Annotated in this window: 24 protein-coding genes and 1 tRNA gene; 17 read left to right on the forward strand and 8 right to left on the reverse strand. The window is 35.7% G+C overall.

Features of this window, described 5'->3' with window-relative positions:
• The first annotated feature begins 59 nt into the window (after nucleotides 1–59).
• The 3 genes from EO114_RS03820 to EO114_RS03835 all read left to right on the forward strand — a co-directional run bounded on the left by EO114_RS03820 (nucleotide 60) and on the right by EO114_RS03835 (nucleotide 2,556).
• Complete coding sequence (locus tag EO114_RS03820) at nucleotides 60–1,397, forward strand: MFS transporter (protein ID WP_009353948.1); 1,338 nt, start codon at nucleotides 60–62, stop codon at nucleotides 1,395–1,397.
• A gap of 178 nt (nucleotides 1,398–1,575) precedes the next feature.
• Entirely contained in the window at nucleotides 1,576–1,764 is a 189-nt protein-coding gene (locus EO114_RS03825; protein WP_127061635.1) for a hypothetical protein, read from the forward strand.
• Between the two features lie 420 nt (nucleotides 1,765–2,184).
• Nucleotides 2,185–2,556, forward strand: a complete 372-nt coding sequence (locus EO114_RS03835) for a cupin domain-containing protein (protein WP_038145013.1) — start codon at nucleotides 2,185–2,187, stop codon at nucleotides 2,554–2,556.
• Between the two features lie 365 nt (nucleotides 2,557–2,921).
• On the opposite strand, the gene jag is transcribed toward EO114_RS03835, so the two are convergent.
• From jag to rpmH, 5 genes are all read right to left on the reverse strand, one after another.
• Nucleotides 2,922–3,686, reverse strand: a complete 765-nt coding sequence (gene jag / locus EO114_RS03840; protein ID WP_009353995.1) for an RNA-binding cell elongation regulator Jag/EloR — start codon at nucleotides 3,684–3,686, stop codon at nucleotides 2,922–2,924.
• A gap of 10 nt (nucleotides 3,687–3,696) precedes the next feature.
• The gene (locus tag EO114_RS03845) at nucleotides 3,697–4,335 is read right to left on the reverse strand and encodes a YidC/Oxa1 family membrane protein insertase (RefSeq protein WP_127061637.1); all 639 of its coding nucleotides are present in this window, start codon (nucleotides 4,333–4,335) and stop codon (nucleotides 3,697–3,699) included.
• 109 nt (nucleotides 4,336–4,444) lie between these two features.
• Entirely contained in the window at nucleotides 4,445–4,672 is a 228-nt protein-coding gene (gene yidD / locus EO114_RS03850) for a membrane protein insertion efficiency factor YidD (RefSeq protein WP_009353977.1), read from the reverse strand.
• The gene (gene rnpA / locus EO114_RS03855; protein WP_127061639.1) at nucleotides 4,672–5,025 is read right to left on the reverse strand and encodes a ribonuclease P protein component; all 354 of its coding nucleotides are present in this window, start codon (nucleotides 5,023–5,025) and stop codon (nucleotides 4,672–4,674) included. Before rnpA ends, yidD begins: the two co-directional genes overlap by 1 nt.
• Before the next feature lie 70 nt (nucleotides 5,026–5,095).
• Complete coding sequence (gene rpmH, locus EO114_RS03860) at nucleotides 5,096–5,230, reverse strand: 50S ribosomal protein L34 (protein WP_004692946.1); 135 nt, start codon at nucleotides 5,228–5,230, stop codon at nucleotides 5,096–5,098.
• Between the two features lie 523 nt (nucleotides 5,231–5,753).
• Here rpmH and dnaA point away from each other — a divergent pair.
• The 11 genes from dnaA to EO114_RS03915 all read left to right on the forward strand — a co-directional run bounded on the left by dnaA (nucleotide 5,754) and on the right by EO114_RS03915 (nucleotide 17,774).
• Entirely contained in the window at nucleotides 5,754–7,403 is a 1,650-nt protein-coding gene (dnaA, locus tag EO114_RS03865; RefSeq protein ID WP_164723759.1) for a chromosomal replication initiator protein DnaA, read from the forward strand.
• A gap of 268 nt (nucleotides 7,404–7,671) precedes the next feature.
• Nucleotides 7,672–8,784, forward strand: a complete 1,113-nt coding sequence (gene dnaN / locus EO114_RS03870; RefSeq protein WP_009353983.1) for a DNA polymerase III subunit beta — start codon at nucleotides 7,672–7,674, stop codon at nucleotides 8,782–8,784.
• A gap of 16 nt (nucleotides 8,785–8,800) precedes the next feature.
• Entirely contained in the window at nucleotides 8,801–9,025 is a 225-nt protein-coding gene (locus tag EO114_RS03875) for an RNA-binding S4 domain-containing protein (RefSeq protein WP_126941295.1), read from the forward strand.
• Nucleotides 9,026–9,027: 2 nt separating this feature from the next.
• Entirely contained in the window at nucleotides 9,028–10,116 is a 1,089-nt protein-coding gene (recF, locus tag EO114_RS03880; RefSeq protein ID WP_127061643.1) for a DNA replication/repair protein RecF, read from the forward strand.
• Nucleotides 10,109–11,002: a DUF721 domain-containing protein gene (locus EO114_RS03885; protein ID WP_127061645.1), complete on the forward strand. Its 894-nt coding sequence runs from the start codon at nucleotides 10,109–10,111 to the stop codon at nucleotides 11,000–11,002. Before recF ends, EO114_RS03885 begins: the two co-directional genes overlap by 8 nt.
• Before the next feature lie 108 nt (nucleotides 11,003–11,110).
• Nucleotides 11,111–13,012: a DNA topoisomerase (ATP-hydrolyzing) subunit B gene (gene gyrB, locus EO114_RS03890; RefSeq protein ID WP_127061647.1), complete on the forward strand. Its 1,902-nt coding sequence runs from the start codon at nucleotides 11,111–11,113 to the stop codon at nucleotides 13,010–13,012.
• 11 nt (nucleotides 13,013–13,023) lie between these two features.
• Nucleotides 13,024–14,466: an amino acid permease gene (locus tag EO114_RS03895; protein WP_127061649.1), complete on the forward strand. Its 1,443-nt coding sequence runs from the start codon at nucleotides 13,024–13,026 to the stop codon at nucleotides 14,464–14,466.
• 307 nt (nucleotides 14,467–14,773) lie between these two features.
• Nucleotides 14,774–15,484, forward strand: coding sequence for an AzlC family ABC transporter permease (locus EO114_RS03900; protein ID WP_127061651.1), 711 nt, complete (start codon nucleotides 14,774–14,776; stop codon nucleotides 15,482–15,484).
• Nucleotides 15,481–15,810 carry a branched-chain amino acid transporter permease gene (locus tag EO114_RS03905; RefSeq protein ID WP_127061653.1) on the forward strand — a complete coding sequence of 110 codons (330 nt, stop codon included), beginning with the start codon at nucleotides 15,481–15,483 and terminating at the stop codon, nucleotides 15,808–15,810. The genes EO114_RS03900 and EO114_RS03905 overlap by 4 nt, the downstream gene beginning before the upstream one ends.
• Nucleotides 15,811–15,893: 83 nt before the next feature.
• Nucleotides 15,894–16,211 (forward strand): YbjQ family protein, encoded by a 318-nt coding sequence (locus EO114_RS03910; RefSeq protein ID WP_062402264.1) that lies wholly within the window; start codon nucleotides 15,894–15,896, stop codon nucleotides 16,209–16,211.
• Nucleotides 16,212–16,424: 213 nt separating this feature from the next.
• The gene (locus EO114_RS03915) at nucleotides 16,425–17,774 is read left to right on the forward strand and encodes a hemolysin family protein (RefSeq protein ID WP_127061655.1); all 1,350 of its coding nucleotides are present in this window, start codon (nucleotides 16,425–16,427) and stop codon (nucleotides 17,772–17,774) included.
• An 81-nt stretch (nucleotides 17,775–17,855) separates the two neighbouring features.
• Here the strand turns inward: EO114_RS03915 and EO114_RS03920 are convergent, their stop codons facing one another.
• Nucleotides 17,856–18,116 (reverse strand): Txe/YoeB family addiction module toxin, encoded by a 261-nt coding sequence (locus EO114_RS03920; protein ID WP_127061657.1) that lies wholly within the window; start codon nucleotides 18,114–18,116, stop codon nucleotides 17,856–17,858.
• Nucleotides 18,116–18,364, reverse strand: coding sequence for a type II toxin-antitoxin system Phd/YefM family antitoxin (locus EO114_RS03925; protein WP_127061659.1), 249 nt, complete (start codon nucleotides 18,362–18,364; stop codon nucleotides 18,116–18,118). The genes EO114_RS03920 and EO114_RS03925 overlap by 1 nt, the downstream gene beginning before the upstream one ends.
• Nucleotides 18,365–18,582: 218 nt before the next feature.
• Here EO114_RS03925 and EO114_RS03930 point away from each other — a divergent pair, with 218 nt between their 5' ends.
• The gene (locus tag EO114_RS03930; RefSeq protein WP_127061661.1) at nucleotides 18,583–18,897 is read left to right on the forward strand and encodes a hypothetical protein; all 315 of its coding nucleotides are present in this window, start codon (nucleotides 18,583–18,585) and stop codon (nucleotides 18,895–18,897) included.
• Nucleotides 18,898–19,461: 564 nt separating this feature from the next.
• Nucleotides 19,462–19,538 (forward strand) — tRNA-Arg (locus tag EO114_RS03935).
• A gap of 92 nt (nucleotides 19,539–19,630) precedes the next feature.
• Here the strand turns inward: EO114_RS03935 and EO114_RS03940 are convergent.
• Nucleotides 19,631–20,965, reverse strand: a complete 1,335-nt coding sequence (locus EO114_RS03940) for a PepSY domain-containing protein (protein WP_127061663.1) — start codon at nucleotides 20,963–20,965, stop codon at nucleotides 19,631–19,633.
• Nucleotides 20,966–21,196: 231 nt separating this feature from the next.
• Here EO114_RS03940 and EO114_RS03945 point away from each other — a divergent pair, with 231 nt between their 5' ends.
• On the forward strand, nucleotides 21,197–22,000 hold the full coding sequence (locus EO114_RS03945; RefSeq protein ID WP_062402273.1) for a MetQ/NlpA family ABC transporter substrate-binding protein: 804 nt from the start codon (nucleotides 21,197–21,199) through the stop codon (nucleotides 21,998–22,000).
• Nucleotides 22,001–22,300 lie beyond the last annotated feature (300 nt).

A 22,300-nucleotide genomic window follows, 5' to 3' on the forward strand; every position in this document is an offset into this window, starting at 1 on the left:
TTACTGTGATACAAAAAGTATCACAAGTTGTACGTTGAAAGGATTAAAGGAGTGTTCTCATGTCAGAGATGAAAATGCCTCAAGTGGGTGCGAGCCGCAAAGAAATTATTGCGAACTGGCAACCAGAAAATCCCGAATTTTGGGAAAAGTTTGGCAAAAAAATTGCTAAACAAAACTTGGTAGTTTCTACCATTGCATTAACGTTATCATTTTGCGTATGGTATTTATGGTCAACCATCGCAGCACAATTAAATGGAGCTGGATTCCATTTCACAACAGAACAGTTATTTACACTGGCTGCCTTCCCAGGTTTAGTAGGTGCTACATTCCGTTTTATTTATACTTACATGCCAGCTTTAATAGGTGGTAGAAACTGGACTTTTATTTCTACAATTATTTTATTAGTACCTGTAGTATGGTTAGGCTATGCTGTACAAGATACAACCACATCCTATGAAACATTCATGATCTTAACAGCTTTGATCGGTTTAGCCGGCGGTAACTTCTCCTCCTCCATGGCTTACATCGGTAACTTCTTCCCTAAATCTGAAAAAGGTACCGCTCTTGGCATTAATGGTGGTATTGGTAACCTTGGGATCTCCGTTATCTATTTCTTAGCTCCATTCGCTATGGGTTCTGCTACATTAGGTAATATCTTCGGTGTCACACCAGCTATCGTTAAAGGCAATGCAGTATACTTAGCCAACGCGGCGTTTATGTGGATTGTGCCTTTAGTAATTATCTTAGCGTGCATGACTCGTTACATGGATAACTTGCCACTAGCAAAACCTAATCCTAAAGCGCTGGCTCAAATTTTTAGCAACAAACACACATGGGCTATGACATTGTTATATACATGTTCCTTCGGTGCCTTCTCTGGATATGCAGCAGCACTTGGTCTACTTGTTAAAACAGAGTTCCCTGAAATTCCATTTGCTCACATCGCATTCGTGGGACCTTTAGTATCTGCCAGCCTTCGTCCAGTAGGTGGTTGGTTAGCTGACAAAATCAATAGCGGTACAAAAATTACTTTCATCGGTTTGATTGGTTTATGTATCACTACTGTATTAATCGCTGTAGGCGTGGATATGCATCACTTCGACTTTTTCTTTGGAATGACTGTATTAATGTTCGTATCCTGCGGTTTCGTAACAGGATCTACATTCCGTATGATTCCTCACATCTTCACAGATGGATTACAATCTTCCTTAATTGCTGGTTTCGTAGCAGCTGTAGCGGCGTACGGTGCCTTCATTACACCAAAAATCTTTGGCTATGTATACACAACATTTGGAAGTATCCACCCAGCATTCGCAGTATTACTAGCTTTCAATATCGTAACAGTATTCGTATGTTACTGGTTCTACGTTCGTAAAGCAGCTAACATGAATGTATAATTGAATCTTATAAAAAAGAGCACGGTTTATGCCGTGCTTTTTTTGTTTGCTTAACGATTCTATCGTGCAATATGAGTTGTATTGAAAGTTACTAGAATTTGCTATTGATTCGCCTATTATAATATTAAATCGCCTAAAAATATGGTATAATTAGGCGAATACAGAAAGGAGTAGGCGAATGAAAACCTTTAATTATTCACTCTATAAAAATACTCTATGGGATAGTGAAATTATTAATTTATTAGTACAGATCCATGAACACAAAGGAAAACAGGAACTATTTATACAACAAAAGCCTGCTGTGCTAAATACACTAGTGGAAATTGCAAAGATTCAAAGTATTGAATGCAGTTCCAATCCTAAGTAAATCCACCATAGAAAATATGTTGAAACAATTAGTAGAAGAAAAGTACATTGAACGACACGGAAAAGGGAAAGCCACCTTTTATGTGAAGAAATAATATACCAATGAATTTAATTATACTAAACTAGTAATGCCTCGCCAACTAGTTTTACCATTGGATTATGGCATGTTGATGATAAAAGAAACAGCTCCTATGCGGTTACTCGATGCTGTATTGAAGGAATTAGACTATAAAGAGTTACAGCATTTGTATTCTTCTAAAGAAAATTTGTCAACTGATCTTGACAATATCAAATCCCATTGTTGTCATAAGGATTGGTTTGTTGTAAAATGAAGTTGAATAGCGAAGGATATGACGATGATTACTTTAACTGAGCACCCTAAAACGATATAAAATACGAATTTTTGAAAGGAGCAAACATCATGGTAAATGAAATCACAAACGATTTTGCAACGCGACGTTTTCGCGTGGCAAATGTGGCAAAGGCGGGCAATGTCGCAACGCGCACGCCAATCTACAGCACGGAGTCAACGAGCGGTGTCGTCTGGGTCATAAAGCCTGGGCAGACGATTCAGCCGCACGGTCACGCCAATGCAGATGATATATGGATTTGCATTGAGGGAGAGGGCGTCTTTTACCCTACCCCCGGAGAGGAGCACCCCATCGCGAAGGGCGATGTCATCGTCTCAGCGAAGGGCATGTGCCACGGGATGAAAAATACAGGCACGAAGGACTTTGTCTTTGTTGGCATCCTTGCCCCCGTCCCTGCGGATTATTTCCCCATCGAGCCGTAAAGAGTCTGTAGACAGTAGGAACTGATCTTGACAATATCAGTATCACCCTATGGGAAATTAATAACCGTGGATATAACTGAACCACTAAATAGCTATATAAAACCTAATAACTATATTATTTCTTTTTAATATATACACCATATAAAAAGGGGCTGTAACAAAACAGCCCCTTAAACTAAAAAAGCTATGAGTTGATTTTATATATTCAACTCATAGCTTTTTTCTATATTTCTAAGAAAAAGGACCCCGAAGGGCCCTCTTCATAGTTATAGATAATCTGTTACTATATGCCACAAATCATCTATTGTCATCTCTACAGATATGCATATACATCAATATAAAAGTTGATGATATATAGTAGAAGTCTATCGTTTGTAATAAATTACAATATGACGATATGGTTCTTGTCCTTCGCTATCTGTTTTGATATTTTTTTCGTTTTGCAAAGCTAAGTGAATGATTTTGCGTTCAAATGCATTCATTGGTTCTAACGCAATTTTTTGACGTGTACGTCGTACTTTAGCTCCTAATCGATGTGCCAATTGAACTAAAGTTTCTTCTCGACGGGAACGATAATTTTCCACGTCCACAACAATTTGGCAACGACGGCGAACTTCTTTATTAGCCACAAGGTTTGTTAAGTATTGGATAGCATCTAATGTTTGACCATGTTTACCAATTAAAATACCTAAGTCTTCCCCATGTACTTGGAATGTAATCTTATCTTTAGTAGTCAATTTTTCAATCTGTACAGATAAGCCCATCTTTCCAAACATACCTAATAAAAATTCTTTACCTGTATCGGCAATGAAATCTTGTTCTGCTTTTGTAATACCATCTTCAACTACCACAGGAATTTCAGTAGTTTCTGTTTCCACAGTGTCTACCATTGATTCTGTAACAGTTTCCACAACTGATACTACTTCTTCTGCAACAGCAATATTCTCTGCTGTTCCTTCTTCAAAGTATACGCGAACAAGAGCATCTTTTTTACCAAATCCTAAGAAACCTTTTGATGGTTCTTCTAACACTTTCACAGACGTAACAACACGACCTTGAGATTCAATTTGCGCTGTTGCTTGTGAAGTTGCCTCTTCAATCGTTTTTGCTGACACTTCAATGTAATCCATGCCTAGCCTCCTATTTGTTATTACGATAAATTAATGTTTGTTGTGCTAATTGGAATAGATTTGAAACTACCCAGTAAATTACCAATCCACTAGCAAAGTTTAAACTGATATAGCCAATGAATAGTGGCATAAAGATGTTCATAATCTTTGCTTGTTGATTATTACCACTAGCAGATGTTTGTTTACTCATAATATACGTAGACAACGCAGACAATACTGGTAATACATAGATTGGATCTGGATCACTCAAATTTGGTAACCATAAGAATTGTGCATATTGAGGATCATATGGATATCCTTGTAATGCATAGAAAATAGCAATCAAGAATGGCATTTGTACAAGAAGTGGTAAACAACCAGCTAATGGGTTGATACCTAATTCTTTATACATTTTCATAATTTCTTGCTGTGCTTTTTGTGGATTGTCCTTATATTTGTCTTGGATGGCTTTCATTTTTGGTTGTAAATCAGCCATACCTTTCATAGACTGCACTTGTTTTTGTGTTAACGGTGCTAATATAAGTTTAATAACAATGGTAAGCAAAATAATCGCGATACCATAGCTTGGGAAGCCCATCGATTTTGTTGCCAAAAACGAATATTCCACAAGGCTTCTCATAAAATCTACTAAATATTGAAAGATTTCCATGTCTACTCCTTTTTTTGTTCTCTGTAGTATACACCTTTATGTACCCATATACGTTATGGTATGGTCTATATTTCATCCATACAGGTACTCAGGTATTTCCAAAACTGTGCTACGGCAAAGGATCATATCCACCCTTATGAAAGGGATGGCATTTCAAAATCCGTTTTATGCCTAAATAGCTACCTTTTAAAGGTCCATACCGTCGCAATGCTTGCAACATGTACATCGAACAGGTGGGATAAAAACGACAAGTACTTGGCTTTAAAGGAGATAGAGCATATCGATAGAACTGAACTAATCCAATTAACAAGTAATTTACAAGTTTACTAATACCCATTAGTTTCTATCCTTTAATAATTTACATTTTTTGAATAGACGCATCATTTCACGTTCTGCTTGTTCATACATAGCATTGGCTAAATAACCTCGACCTACAACTACAATATGATGACCTTCGCGCAATTCATGTTGATGCAGACGATACACTTCTTTCATCAAACGTCGTGCTCTGTTGCGCTGTACTGCGCCACCTACTTTTTTACCTGTGACGAAACCAATTTTACTTTTTTGCTTTGCCACTGGCATATGATAGACCACACAAAGACGTCCCACTTCATAGCGACCGTGCTTATACACTAATTGATATTCATTGTTTTTCCGTATTCTTCTATCTTTTGTTAAACTATTCATAGTTATCCTTTAATACCGTACATACAGAAAAACTTGGCTGTACGGCCAAGTTCTCTAGCTGTATATTTGATTATGCAGATAAGCGTTTTCTGCCTTTAGCGCGTCGACGTTTTAATACTAGACGGCCACCGATGGTTTTCATACGTTCACGGAAACCATGAGTACGTTTTCTCCAAAGTGTATTTGGTTGGTAAGTACGTTTCATTACAACAACACCTCCTCATGATAGGTTTATTTTTTCGTATACCATAACATAGTAATTATATGTATAAACCCTAATTCTGTCAATATAAACCTTGTTTTTAATAGCATATATATAAACGATATGTAATATTATTGTAATAGATATCTATATACATCTATAAATATCTCATATCTTTTATGATACTCTTTATTTCCTTATGCTAAATTCTTTACTTTCATTATAACTTTTATAGTAATAAGTAAAGATTTTTGGGAAGAACTATAGAAAAGTAAAAATGAATCCCAGAGAATGCATAGTAAAGCAAAAAAGTTTTTGGTATAATAATGATATACACCAACGAAGGGTTATAAACAAGTATTTTTATTTTTCACATGTTATCCACTGACTTATTCACATTATTGTGGATAGAAACAATTCTACTTATTATCTTGTTTATGAACTCTTTTTCTTTGTCTAATTTTTAGTTATCCACATTATGATGATGTGGACAAATAATTCTTATACACATGCAGGAAGGTTTATTATGAGTGACTTAGATCTTTACTCCCTATGGGACCAAGTGATGCAAAAAACAAAAACGAAAATGCCCCAGCAAATGTGGGATTCCTTGGTTGTTAATTCATTGATGCCCTATTCTATGACATCTACTATTTTGACCTTATTTGTTATGGATCCTAGCAAGCTAAAATATATTCAAACCCCATTAGTCCATAACCAAATCGTAGAGGCAGCAAAAAGTTTACTCCCTACCTTGCAGACCATCGACTATTTAACAGATACGGCAACGGTAAATGCATCTCCTGCGGAACAGATGAGTACACCTCCTACAGAGATTCCCCCTATGCCTCCTATCGATATGCCTTCTATTGAAGATACAACAATGGAAAGCTCTCCATCTCCTATCATCCCTCCTCCTTGGGATGCAGAAGAGTATAATGAAGTATTACCAGAAGGAGTAAGCCGTCCTAGTTATGATTCTCCTGTCATCATTCAAAGAAATACTTCTCCTTCACAAGGCATTCAAAGACCAGTCCCTGCCGATTTATTTGCTTCTAAAACAACCTCTCCTATACCACCAGCACCACCTGTACAACGAAACATGAGTAGTTCTTCAAAATCACATCTAAATCGTGCTTTCACTTTTGATAATTATATCGAATCTAATTCTAACCGTATGGCTTTCAGTGCTGCGAAAGCAGTAGCTGAAAATCCAGGACTTCGTTACAATCCACTATATATTCACGGTCAATCTGGTCTTGGTAAAACCCATTTAATGCATGCTATTGGCAATGAAATTTTAGCCCTCAATCCATCTGCTAAAATTATGTCTATTACCAGTGAAGATTTTATGAATAGTTTTATTGAATCATTACGGACAAAAACACCGGATCAATTCCGTCGTAACTTCCGAGATATCGATGTACTCATCATTGACGATGTACAATTCTTAGAAGAAAAAAATAAGAAAACGACGCAAGAAGAGTTTTTTAATACCTTCAATCATTTATTGAGTCACAATAAAGCGGTTATCCTGTCTAGCGATAAACCACCAAAAGATTATAAAGAAATGGAAGAACGCTTAATCACACGATTCAACAGTGGTCTTACTGTAGAAATTGAAGCACCAAATCCTGAGATGATTGAAGCCATCATCCATGAGGAAATCGATCATCGTCGTAGTGAATACCCAACCTTATATGTTCCAAAAGAGGTTATCCACCTATTTGCACAGTATTTTAATAAGCGAAATATTCGTGAACTAAAAGGCGCCTTTGAAACATTAATTACACAAGCGGCTATTACAAATCGATTAGAAACAATTGATGTAGAATTTACAAATAAGGCAATTAAAGACTTTATCATCCATACAGAAAAAATTGTATTATCCATTAAGTATATTCAAGAATTTATAGCAGATTACTTTAAAATCAAGCTAGAACATTTAGTAAGTCAAAAACGAAATAAGCAATATGCTCATCCACGCCAAATTGCTATGTATTTAGCTCGTGAATTAATCAATGAAAGTTACCCTCAAATTTCCTTTGCTTTTGGTAAAAAAGACCATACTACCGCATTACATGCATATGAAAAAATTTCTAGAGAAATAGAAAAAGACCAAGATTTACGACATACTATCGATCGCATTCGCAAAGAATTAGAAGAAGCAAAGTAATATTAAATTTGTGTATAAGTATGTGTTTAACTTGTTTACATTTTGTGATTACATTGTTAACAAACATACACTTACACACAAGGTATTTATAGACCTGTTACTATGTGGATATATAAAATTTTCTAATCCCAATGTTGTAAACATGTGTAAAACATTGAAATTTATAAGTTTTATGGACCTATCCACTTATACACGCGTCCTACTACTACGTCTACTACTTTAAATAAAAAAACTTTAACATAGTTATATTAGTCATAAGGAGTTAATAATGAAACTTCAATTTAACAAACATGAATTAGTGAAAGCCATGTCACTATTCCAACGTGTAGCAAGTAATAAAACAAGCTCTAATTTACCAGGATCTATCTACATTTCTACAAAAGATAACTACGTAGAATTACAAGCTAACGATTTTGAAATTGGAATGCGATCCCAAGTAGATGCTACTATTCTTGAACCTGGTACTATTGTAGTAGGTTCTAAATACTTTCAAGAAATTTTAAAAAAATTACCAGGTGAACAAGTAGAATTATATAAGCCAGACAATTCTAATCAATTACAGATTAAATCCGATCATTCTGAATTTAAACTAGTCACTATGCAAGTAGAAGATTTTTCCTTGGTGGAACAAATCCAAGATGATAATAGTATTATGATTGACGGAGAACAGCTAAAACAATTAATCGACTTAACTGTATATGCTACTTCTACGGATACAGATCGGCCTATCTTCTGTGGTACCTTAGTGGAAATTGAAGGCAATGAGCTTACTATGGTAGGCACTGATACACATCGTATGGCTGTTAAAAAAATAACCTTAGATGCAGCTCTTGAAAACCCAATGCGTATTGTCATTCCAAAACGCACTGTAGAAGAAGTATCCAGAGTATTACCATCGGATCAACCTGTTATGGTTAAATTAATTTGGAATAGAAATCAAGTAGCTATTGTATTTGATACTGTATATATTATTTCAAGATTAATTGAAGGTACATATCCTGATTATAAACGTGTTATTCCTGCTAAATTCGATGCTAGTGCTATTTTAAATCGTCGTGAATTTGCTAGTTCCTTAGATCGTGTCTATTTTATGGCGAAAGATATGAGTTATTCTGCCATTCGCTATGACTGGGAAGAGAATCAAGTTACATTAAGTTCTCAAAGTGCTGATATTGGTATGGTAAAAGATATTGTTTTATGTACCTTTGAAGGAAATCCTTTCACTATTAATTTTAATGGTAAATATATAGATGAATTATTGAAACATAGCACAGGTGAAAGAATTCATATGTACTTACAAGAACAAGGGGCTATGGTAATTCGTCAAGATAATAATGACCATTATACCTATGTGGTAACACCAGTTCATACACATAATTAAGAGAAAAGAGGAAATTATGAATCAAGAAACTGTATCCATTCATACAGAGTATATTCAATTAGATCAACTGTTAAAATATGCCAATGTATTATCAACAGGTGGTCAAGTTAAAGTGTTATTAGAAGAAAATAAAATCACTTTAAATGATGTAGTAGTTACAGAAAAACGTAAAAAAATCTATCCTAATGATGTAGTAACCATTGCTAATGAAATAAGAATTACTGTGGTGAAGGAGGCTTAATTGTGTATGTGACTGAATTGGAACTCATACATGTTCGCAATCATCGTCATAAAACTATTACTTTCACACCAGAAATCATTGTCATCCATGGTCCTAATGGAAAAGGGAAAACAAATATCCTAGAATCTGCTTATATTGCCACGATGGGACATAGTCATCGTACATCGGATATGAAAGATGTCATCTCTTGGAATGAGGATGAGGCTAGTATTATCGTTCACTTTATGAAAGCTGATACGCCTCATACGTTGCAGATTAAATGGGGGCGTCAAGGAAAAAAAGTCATTCGTTTGCATGATAATCCTCTATCGCAAAAAGAATTAGTAGGCACTTTAAATACAGTCATTTTTTCTCCAGAAGATTTAGATTTAATTAAGGGAACTCCTTCCTTACGTCGTCGTTTTTTGAATATGGAAATTAGTCAGACTAGTCCTCAATATTATCATCAACTTACGATGTATCAACGTGCTGTGCAACAGAGAAATCGTATACTTAAAGAATATAGTCATACGAGTAAGGTACCAGTACAAGATTGGGATGAACAAATTGCTACGTTAGGTTCACAAATTATCCAAAAACGATTGGAAAGTTTAAAAAAATTAAATCAATTAATGGATTTAATGAATCGGAAACTAACCAATGGTAAAGAAGATTTGCGATTGCAATATACTCAACCTTATAGTGAGAAACAACTATTAGTAACAAAAGATGCTCTATTACAGGCTTTACAAGAAAATTTATCAGAGGATCGGCGACGGTTACAAACATCAGTGGGACCTCATCGTGATGATATTATCTTTTATTCAGGTTCTATGGATTTAAAACGATTCGGCTCACAAGGACAACAACGGACAGCAATTTTATCAGTTAAGTTAAGTGAATTAGAATATATTAAATCGGAAGTAGGAGAATATCCTATTTTACTATTAGATGATGTACTCAGTGAATTAGATCAGGAACGTCGATCTAATTTAATCAAATTCATTCATAAACGTGTACAGACAATTATTACTACTACTGATACAACAGATACAATGGACTTAGACAAGGTGCAGTATATAGACTTGACGGAGGAAATGATACATGGATAGTAATCTAGAATCTTTTACAGGAGTAATGGATCTTCGTGATGCTATGTTACAAGAACTAGGCATTTATGAAATGTATCGACTTATGAAACTCTATCATGATTGGGAATCTGTCGTAGGACCTATGGTGAGTGGACAAGCAAAATTAATGCACATAAAGCCACCTGTTATCATAGTTGAAATTGGTCATACTGTATGGATGCAAGAGATGACTATGCGCAAACCACAGTTATTGGAAGCATTGCATGAGTATTATGGAGAATCTATTATTACAGATATCAAAGTACAGCTCCCACGACGTGCTTTACAAGATCAGCTTGTATCAGGGGATGCCTTAGATATGACACCTGTTTATGAGGAAATCATAGACTTTCAACAAATTGTATTGCCCTCTGAGATTGTGCAAAGTATAGAAGATTCTGTTCGTGTAATTCGCCATGAGGAACTTCGAAAAAAAGTATTACAAACACGCATGGAGCAAGCGAAGAAAGAATTTGTACTACAGCAAGAGCATTTTCATCAATGTCCTACCTGTGGTCGTTGGCAATCGGAAGGTTCTGCGAAGGTATGCCCTCAGTGTGAATATAAAAAGTATAGACATATCATTCGTACGGTAAAAGGTTTATTGAAGGATTATCCTCATTATAAGTATGACCAAATGAAAGCAATTGCTCCTTGGTGCACCTATGAATGGTATGAAGTGGCGAAAGAAGAAAGTATTTACTATTACTTAACTCGCTTGTTTCAAGGTTCTACGGATGCGAACGATATGTACTGGGCGACGATGTTAATTACATCAAAACCACAAGATGAATTGTCTTATGAACAAGTTGTGAATATTACTAATAAGTATCGTTGGAACGAAGCAGACAAAATGCAAGTGAAATAAAGGCTGAGACTTTCACAGACATAGTAAAGTATTGTATAATAGAATGTATTATATAGAATATGGTGACCAGTATGGGATGTCATTATATAAATAGTAGGAGGATGTCAGATGGCAGAACAAACGAATTATGATGCCGGTAATATACAGGTCCTCGAAGGCTTAGAAGCTGTTCGTATGCGACCTGGTATGTATATTGGTAGCACATCTGCCCGTGGATTACATCACTTGGTGTATGAAGTTGTAGATAATAGTGTGGATGAGGCCTTAGCTGGGTATGCCACGCATATTGAAGTGACCATTTGTGAAGATAATAGTATCGAAGTTATCGATGATGGTCGTGGGATTCCAACCGGGATGCATGAAACAGGTATGCCTGCGGTAGAACTCGTATTATCTAAACTTCACGCAGGTGGTAAATTTGGCGGTGGTGGATACAAAGTGTCTGGTGGTCTTCATGGGGTAGGTATTTCCGTAGTGAATGCCTTAAGTGGATGGACTATCGTTGATGTATACCAACATGGAAAAATTCAAGAAATTTCTTTTGAACGTGGTAATAAAACATCTGATTTGAAAGAAATCGGTACGACGGATCGTACAGGTACTACCGTACGATTCAAACCAGATGCACAAATTTTTGAAACTACCATTTTCGAGTTTGATGTATTAAAAACTCGTTTACAAGAATTAGCGTTCTTGAATAAAGGATTGCGTATTACCTTGTCGGACAAACGTGGGGAAGGTCGCAGTGAAAGTTTTCATTACGAAGGTGGCTTAGTACAATTTATTGAGTATTTAAATGAAGCGAAGGAAGCCATCACACCGAGCGTTATCTCTATTGATAATACCCGTGATGATGTGGTGGTAGATGTGGCGTTACAATATAACGATAGCTATAGTGAAACGATTTTATCCTTCGTTAACAACATCAACACCATCGATGGTGGTACGCACCTCAGCGGTTTCCGTACTGCTTTAACACGTACCTTGAACGACTATGGTCGCAAGGCTGGCATTTTAAAAGAAAATGAAAGCAACTTGACTGGAGAAGACGTGCGAGAAGGCTTAACAGCTGTAGTAAGCGTAAAAGTATTGGAACCACAATTTGAAGGTCAAACAAAAGGTAAATTAGGCAACAGCGAAGTCAAAGGGATTACAGATACTATCGTGTCTGATGGATTGCGTGTATTCTTAGAAGAACATCCAGCAGAAGCTAAGAAAATCATCGAAAAAGCAACCAATGCGAGTCGTGCTCGTGAAGCAGCCCGTAAAGCTCGTGAATTGACACGCCGTAAAAATGCTTTAGAAGTGAGCTCTTTACCTGGTAAATTGGCAGATTGCTCTGAAAAAGATACGACTATGACGGAAATTTACCTCGTCGAAGGTGATTCTGCGGGTGGTACTGCAAAACAAGGCCGTGATCGTCGTTACCAAGCGATTTTGCCATTGCGCGGTAAAATTCTAAACGTAGAAAAAGCTCGTCTTGATAAAATTTTAGCCAATGCAGAAATTCGTTCCATGATTACTGCCTTTGGTACAGGTATCGGACAAGACTTTGATATTACGAAGAGCCGTTACAATAAAATTATCATCATGACCGATGCGGACGTGGACGGCGCGCATATTCGTACTTTATTATTGACATTCTTCTATCGCTATATGCGACCATTGATTGAAGAAGGTCATGTATTCATTGCACAACCACCGTTGTACCAAATTAAAAAAGGTCAAAAACAGTGGTATGCCTACAGTGACCAAGAACTTTCAGATAGATTGGACGAAGTTGGACGTGAAAATATTATCATCCAACGTTACAAAGGTCTTGGTGAAATGAATGCAGAACAATTATGGGATACAACGATGAACCCTGAACATCGAACAATCCTACAAGTTAGCATGGAAGACAGTATTGCAGCAGATAAGATATTTAGTGTTTTGATGGGGGATAAGGTAGAACCTCGTCGAAAGTTTATCGAAGATAATGCTGAATATGTACGAAATCTTGACTTATAAGGAGAAGTCCTATGGAAAATAATAAATTAAAAAGAAGTTTAAAATCCCGCCATATGAATATGATTGCATTGGGCGGTGCCATCGGTACAGGTTTATTCGTAGCCGGTGGTGAAGTAGTGAGTACAGCAGGTCCTGGTGGTGCTTTAATTGCCTATAGTTTCATCGGTATCATGGTATATTTCTTGATGACTAGCTTAGGGGAAATGACCACTTATTTACCAGTATCTGGTTCCTTTGGTACCCATGCTTCTCGCTATGTAGATAAAGCTTTAGGCTTTGCCTTGGGTTGGAATTTTTGGTTCAACTGGGCCATTACATTAGCGGCGGAACTCGTAGCGAGTGCGTTTATTATGAAATACTGGTTCCCTGATGTGCCAGCTATCATTTGGTCTGCTTTGTTCTTATTGATTCTGTTTGTGTTGAATTATTTATCAGCTCGTTCTTTTGGTGAAAGTGAATATCTATTCTCTAGCATCAAGGTTATTACTGTTATTGTATTCTTATTATTAGGATCTTTATTGATTCTTGGGGTTGGTACTGAATCTCCAGGATTCCATAACTGGACTATCGAAGAGGCTCCATTTGTAGGGGGATTCTCCTCTATCTTAGCTATCTTTATGATTGCTGGTTTCTCTTTCCAAGGGGTAGAATTAATTGGTACTGCTGCTGGTGAGTCTGAGGATCCAGAAAAAAATATTCCTAAAGCCATTAACTCTATTTTCTGGCGTATTTTATTGTTCTATATTGGTTCTTTCACAGTCATCGGTTTCTTAATCCCTTATAATGATCCAAATTTATTGAACAGTTCTGTGGAAAATGTGTCCATCAGTCCATTTACATTGGTATTTGACCGTTTTGGATTTGACTGGGCGGCACATTTCATCAATGCTATTTTGTTGATCGCTGTATTATCGGCTGGTAACTCTGGTTTATTCTCCTCTACACGTATGTTATATGCATTATCTAAATCAGGAGATGCACCAAAATTATTTAGCTCTATTAACCAACGTGGTGTGCCAATTCCGGCATTGTTAGCAACAGCAGCCTTTGGTTTGTTTGCTTTCTTAACATCCTTAATTGGGGAAGGTCAAGCCTATACTTGGTTGATTAATATCAGTGGTATGAGTGGATTCATCACATGGGTGGGGATTGCGATTGCACATTATCGTTTTCGACGTGCTTATGTGGCACAAGGTCATGATGTATCCAAATTGCCTTACAAAGCATCTTGGTTCCCATTTGGTCCATTGTTTGCCTTAGCATTGTGTTTGATCATTATTGCTGGTCAAAACTATACAGCCTTCATGGGTGAAAGTATTGACTGGTACGGAGTATCCGTTGCTTATATTGGTCTTCCAGTATTCTTCGCTGTATACTTATGGTATAAAGCAAAATATAAAACAAAAGTAGTTCCTCTAAAAGAAGTGGATTTATCTCGCGATTTTGAGGACTAATAGAAACAGCCTATGGGAAGAAGTTCCCATGGGCTGTTTTTCTGTTCATTAATTTTATAATTAAAATAGGATACTAAAGGAAATAGGTTAAAAAATAATCTTTTATTAACCTATTATATATTATATAAATATATAAGTATTCTAGAATTTGATAGTATAGTAAAAGTGGCACTAAGTTATTTGTATCCATGTACATATTTTGAATATATATGTATTTAATCATTTATATAAAATAATTGTCAGTATTTTATAAAATTTGATAATCTAGTAATACTAATGATACACGATGAAAGAAAGGATGGTATATATGGAACCTAAACCAACAAAAAATACAATAATATCTGCCTTACGATATGGTTTTCTTAAAACAACACCGTTATTATTGGGATTTTTATTTTTAGGACTATCCTATGGCATTTATATGCATTCTATGGGATTTTCCTGGGGCTATACATTGGCATTGAGTGCTCTCATTTATGCAGGATCTATGGAATTTGTAACAGTAGCTATGTTACTATCTCCTTTCGATCCAGTAGGTGCTTTTTTAATTACACTCATGGTCAATGGGCGTCATATATTTTATGGAATTTCTATGTTAACTATATATAGACATATGGGATGGCTAACACCATATCTCATATTTGGAATGACGGATGAAAGTTTTTCCATTAACTATACATCACAAATTCCTGCTGAAATTTCCAAGAAATGGTGTTATTTTTTTGTAACTTTATTGAATCAGTTATATTGGGTTGTGGGTTCTGTCATAGGTAATCTTTTTGCATCTGTATTATCTTTTAATGCAAAAGGACTAGAATTTGTACTGACTGCACTCTTTATTGTATTGGCTTTGGAGCAATATAAAATGCAACGAAATTTGATTAGCTCTGGCATAGGATTAGTGATTCCTGGCGTTGCCTTGATTGTCTTTGGCAGTGAACACTTTATGATTCCTGCTATGATTGGAATCGTAGTCATATTAAGTCTGTTACGTAGAACAATGGAGGGAGAGCAATGACTTTCACGGAACAAATCATAACCATTGCCATTGTTGTGCTTGGTACTATGGCAACACGATTTTTACCATTTTTAATTTTTACTTCGAAAACAAAAACACCTGCTTATGTGCAGTATTTAGGGAAAGTATTGCCGTCGGCAACGATGAGTTTGTTGGTGGTCTTTTCTTTGCGCCATGTGGATATATCTGGTGTATATCATGGTATGTCGGATATAATCGCTATAGCTGTGACAGTATTACTACACCTATGGAAAGGAAATATGTTCCTATCCATTGGGGGTGGAACAATTCTGTATATGGTACTGATTCAACAAGTATTTATATAGTGTTATATGGAAGTATTCTAAATATGATATAATACGAATAATAAGGTTTAAATCATATCAATATGAGAATAAAGGAGACACCTATGATTATTACAACAACGATGCAAATTGAAGGACAACCAATTAAAGAATATAAAGGAATCGTCTTTGGAGAAGTTGTAGAAGGTCGTAACTTTGTGAAAGACTTTTTCTCTTCTATTCGAGATGTTGTAGGGGGTCGTAGTAATAGTTATGAATCATCTTTATCTAGCGCTCGTGAGGCATCTTTAAAAGAAATGAGTAAACGTGCGAAAGATATGGGAGCTAATGCGATCGTAGGTGTATCTGTGAGTTATGAAACATTAGGTGAAACGAATGGTATGCTCATGGTAACATGCACAGGAACAGCGGTTGTTATTTAGTATGTATTAGAGTTACTTTTACAAATAGCAAACAAGTATTATATAAGAATGCAGAAGTATTTCAATATATTTTTAAGTATTGAAATATAATTTAGTAAAAATAGACAGTAAGTATTGTACTAGAATACATAACTATTTAAAGTTAGTAGATGATTAGTTAGATACATATAGTATAGTTTTATAGATAGGAATCGATAAGGAGAGATAGAATCAGTGGGCAGTGACATAGGTATAGAAATTTTAATTGTAGTCATACTCATCATTTTAAATGGTTTATTTTCCATGACGGAATTAGCCATTATTAATGCTCGTAAAGGATTATTAGAAGAAAAGGCAGAAGCCGGTAATCGTGGAGCTCGCATGGCCATTAAGCTCGCAGAAGATCCGAATGAAATGTTTTCCACTATACAAATTGGTATTACTTTAATTAGTATCGTCACTGGTTTGTATTCAGGGGCTATTTTTTCCGATCCTATGGCGACCTATATCAAAGAACATATCTTGTGGCTAGCTGATTATGCCGATACAGTGAGCCCTATTTTTATCGTATCTTTAACAACCTATTTATCCTTAGTCATAGGGGAATTAGTACCAAAACGATTGGCTTACAATTCTCCAGAATCCATTGCCATCATGATGGCAATTCCTATGAAATACTTTGCCACGATTACAAAACCATTTGTGGCACTTCTCAGTATGTCTACAACGGTGCTACTGAAAGTATTAGGCGTCAAACACAAAGAAGAAGCACCGGTGACGGAATCGGAAATTAATAAAATGCTTGTACAAGGTGTGGAATTAGGCGCTTATGAAGAGGAAGAGCCAGTGTTAGTAGAAAATATTTTCCGCTTAGCTGACCTCGATGCCAGCGATATTATGACACCTCGTACGCAGTTGACGTGGATTGATATTAACGCTAGTGATGAGGACATCCTAGAGACCATTATGGAATGTAACGAACATCGTATTCCAGTAGGTGACGATTCCTTAGATGAGCTGAAAGGCTTAGTATCTTCCGTGGATGTGTTGGCACAACAGATGAAAGAAAGTCATCGTCCGATGAAAGATATTCTAGCTTATTGCATGCGTAAACCAGTGCTCGTACCAGAATCCTTGTCCTTAATGAAAGTATTATCTACTTTCAGAGAAGAAGGTACTCATGAAGCCATTGTGCTAGACGAATATGGTGGTATGAGTGGGATGATTACGTTCCACGACATTATGGAAGAAATCGTGGGATTGATGCCATCTGGGGAAGAGGAAAAGAAAGAAGAAGAAAATCGCATCGTCCAACGAGAAGATGGTACGTATCTTGTAGATGGTCTTATTAGCATTGAAGAACTGAAAGAATACTTTGAAGTAGATGAACTATTGCCAGGAGAAGAAGACGATCTGTATAAAACATTAGGGGGATTCGTGACCTACTTAATCGGTCGTATTCCCAAAGAAGCCAACCGCTGTCACTATGGGCCATTGCAATTTGAAGTCATGGATATGGATAACACGCGGGTGGATAAAGTAATGGTGACACGGAAAGTAGCGGTGGAGAGTAGTTCAGACTAGTATAATTATTGAATACAAACAATGAATATAAATAAAACAGAGGAAAGTTGATGATATAGTACAACTTTCCTCCGTTTTATTCTATTCATAATGTGTCCATAAACTAATTATTTTAACAACTTTTTCTTCCTCAAAAATCTCATACACAAGTCGATGTTGGATATTAATGCGACGTGAATATAGACCTTCTAAATCGCCCACCAATTTTTCATACCTTGGCGGTGTTTGGTAAGGATTTACTTTAATAATCTCTAGTAATGCCTTTGCTTTTGTATCAAGTTTTGCAGATTTTAACTTAGGTATATCTTTTATAGCAGATTTTGTATAAGTTAACGTATACATTACCAAATAACCTCTTCTTCTGAAATACATTCGGATAATGGAGTGTTTTTTCCTTCTAGTAAAATTTCTTTCATACTAGATTTGGATGTTAAATATAAAGTTTCTAACAAGGATAAATAATCATCTTCGCTTAATAGGACGGCATTACCATCTTTAGTGCTGATGCTGAGTGGTTCATTGTATTTAATAGTCTGTGTTAAATACTCAAAAATATTTTTTCTAAAATTTGTAATATTAATAATTGCCATGTGTATCACCTCTTTATGTACATTATAATGTACGTAAAAATAAAAAGCAATGGTATGGATATTGAAAGTATTGTAATCATTTGGAGTAAACTGCAATAGAATTAGAAGTATCTATATTGCCACTACTTGGAAAGATACGATATAATAGAAACAGAATACATCAAAGTATGAGTATAGTATACATCATAACTTATGTTAGTCATGAAAGAGGGTACACCATGGAATGGGTATATTTAGCAATTCATTATGGAGATAATGAGCGTGGTCATATTGCGTATAACAAAGAAACAAAAGAATGCCAAGTGGTATTAGAGGATGTAACTTGGAAAGAGAAAGTAGAATCCTATTTGCAAGCAGAACAAACAGTAATGCATGCCACAGGATTAAATACATATGATGAGTTGACAGTGCAACCATTGGACTCCTACGATAACTTAAAATTAGCCTTAACTCGCATGTGGAACAAAAATGGCGTGCAAGTTGACTGGGGGATTCCAGTAGAAGTAGATGGTCAATTACACTTTGCTGAATAAGTGAGAGCATATGGTGGATAGTCAGTACTTGCAAGATACGATGCGGTGCATACTGAAAGTATCCTGGTAAGAGAAAATCTGATATATACCATGTATATGATAAAGCCTATAGAACAGGTTAGCTATGTTCTATAGGCTTATTGTGTATGTAGTAGATGATGAGATATAGCTTTGTTTTATCGTATATGTAAGCAATAGTACATCTATGTCATGGGTAGATAGACAATACTAGTGGATATAGTGTAAAAATAGAACAAAAAAGATACTTTTATCGTACATATGGAACAGTTATCCACTAAACTGTGGATAACTCAGTGTATAACTATGGGTATAGACTGTGAGTAGGATGTTAATACCTTGTGAATTTAGTGTTAATAACTCTATAGTTATCCACAATTTATACACAAAAAGTGAATAACCCTTGTACTATAAGGCTTTATTGAATCTTAAAGAGTTAGAAAAAATGTTCTGTATTGTGGATATGCACATACGATACAGATCGAATCTTATTTGGATTTCATATTGCTAGGTATAGTAGAGTTAGACTATAATAGATGTATACTTGCGTTCATAGCTCAGTAGGATAGAGCGACAGTTTCCTAAACTGCAGGTCGGGGGTTCAATTCCCTCTGGGCGCACCATAGATAAAAACCGATGTCATAGAAAGATATATCTGTGACATCGGTTTTTTCATGGGTTTATAAGAAAGACTATCATGAATATATTATAGAGTTTATTTGATTCGAGTATAGTGCTGATATAAAGAGTATATTAAGAGTACTAAAGGAATCAATAAGCAAATAGCACCAATTGTTTCTGTCATAGAATTAGGCCACATTGGAATGATAAGACCACAAGCAATTAATACACTAGATATAGCAGGAATTCTCCAAATATGAGTAGGAGATAAGGTAGATTTTATAGATGTAGTTTTCATAGGGATATGATATCGTTTCATAATCGTTAGGATAATGCCTAATAACATACCAATGATGATAATAGTATCCCAGATGGCCCATAATATTTTTAATACCATGGAATTATGATTATGAATATGTAAGTTTATCATAGTTTTCATTCCGGTGAAATACCAAGGAATTTCTTTTGTTGCATATTGATCGAGGGTTGAATCACTATATAAATTGGCATATACAGGCTGACCTAAAAACATGGCAGGATCGTCATCATTTTGGCTACCTAAATAAAAGGCATAGTGATAATTATTAAATCTTGAAGGATAATCCATAGAAATAAGTTGACGATTAGGATAGGTTGATAGGATTCGTTGAATTGCTTCAGAAGGAGATAAAATTTCGGATGTATGATTAGCTAATTCTTGTGTTGCTATAGAGGCTACATTTTTTGTGTAATAATCATTAGCAATAAAAAAACCTCCAATCCATACACCTGTTAGTGATAATATAATTCCCCAAACAGAAGCAATCATAGAAAATTCACGATGCAGAGCGCTGATTTGTAATCGATTTGATGTTTGTGTACTTCGTTTATAGGCGGAACTGAAAGGGCCGTATAAAAAGATACCACTAAGGATGGATAAGAAGCATATCATAGATAGAATAGTTACAAGATAAATACCAAATTTTCCTAAGGCTAATCGAGTATGTAATTCATGAATTGTGTGTAGTGCACTTCGTACCCATGGATGCGTAGGGGTGACACGATGAGATTCAACAAGTGTATTAGAATTTGGATTATATAAGGTATAGTCTCCTCCCATACCCATTCGTGCAGGTGGGGCAGATGTGGCTGATGAATCAATAATTCTATAGCGTAATAGGTTAGATCTATTCATAGTTGGAGAAATATTCAAAATATCTTTTGATGGATATTGTTGTTTTACCAATGCAGCACCCGCATCTGCTGCATCAAATATAGAGGATGAGGATGGACTCATTGTCATAGTAGATGTACTATGAGAGGTTTGTCCTAAAGACCAAGCATTTAATTCGTTTCTAAATAATAATAATAAACCGGTAATGCAAAACATAAGAAAAAATATAATAGAAAAGATAGATATTCTCTTATGCCATTTGTAAAAAGTTGACATATAGTTACTCCTTTCGTATAAAAACATGATTATAATAACTCAAATATTTTAGAAATTCAATTATTTGTGACTATGAAAAAAAGTTTCAATGTATATAATTTATAGTTTTTACCTATTAATAGTGTAATAAAAATTATATTGGGCAAGAGAAGATTCTTATGATATTCTGTATACTCAGAATTGAAATATAATTTTTATTAGTAATATTTGTAGTTATGAAAGGATAGAATTATGAAATTAAAATCACTATTCACACCCCTATTAGTGGGTATATTGGCGTTAGGTATTGCGGGCTGTAGTACATCGACAACAACGCAAGAAATTAAAATTGGCGCTACGGCAGGTCCTCATGCACAAGTGGCTGAGGCGGTAGCGAAGGAAGCACAAAAGCAAGGCATCCAGTTGAAAGTGGTGGAATTTTCTGACTATATCACACCAGATAAAGCCTTGGCAGACGGAGATATCCAATTGAATGCATATCAACATGTGCCGTTTTTGGAAAACTTTAATAAGCAAAATAATTCTAAACTAGTGCCAATCGGCAAAACCATTTTAATGCCAATGGGTATCTACAGTAATTCTGTAAAATCTCCTATCGATGTGAAAGACGGCGACACAGTAGCAATTCCAAATGATCCAACGAATGGTGGACGTGCCTTAGCCTTGTTACAACGAGCAGGTCTTATTAAATTGAAAGAAGGCGTTGGTTTTAAAGCTACAGTAGCAGACATTGTGGAAAATCCTAAGAACCTAAAAATTCAAGAGCTAGAGGCAGCACAATTACCTCGTAGCTTAGATGATGTGACATTAGCGACGATTCCGATGAACTACGTGCAAAGCGCAGGTATCAACGTAGGTGAAAAAGGATTGTACTTAGAACCAAAAGATGAGCCATTAGCAGTGATGATCTTGGCTACACGTGAACAAGATAAAGACAACGCAACATACAAAAAAATTGCAGAGATTTATCAGTCTGAGGCCATTAAACAATTCATTGCAGAAACTTTCAAAGGAACCATTACATCTGCAAACTAATCACTATGAATATAGAGGTCTACCCATGAGGTGGACCTCTTTTTTGCATCGTTGCAAGGATAGTGAAACGATAGGCGTATCGTTTCATAATATATAAAAATACATAGTTACACACAGTGCGCACATATGATATACTATAGAATATATCTTTTAGTACTTTCACTAAGAAAAGGAGCACTTATAGTCATAGATATAGCAAGGGTGTAGCCATTGTTACAGTGAAGTATAGTTGCCTATGGTATACTATAGATATGATATCGGAATCAATAAGAACCTATACATAGAGTATATAAAGGAAAA

The sequence above is a fragment of the Veillonella sp. 3627 genome (genome assembly GCF_003992195.1).
Classification (GTDB): Bacteria; Bacillota; Negativicutes; order Veillonellales; family Veillonellaceae; genus F0422.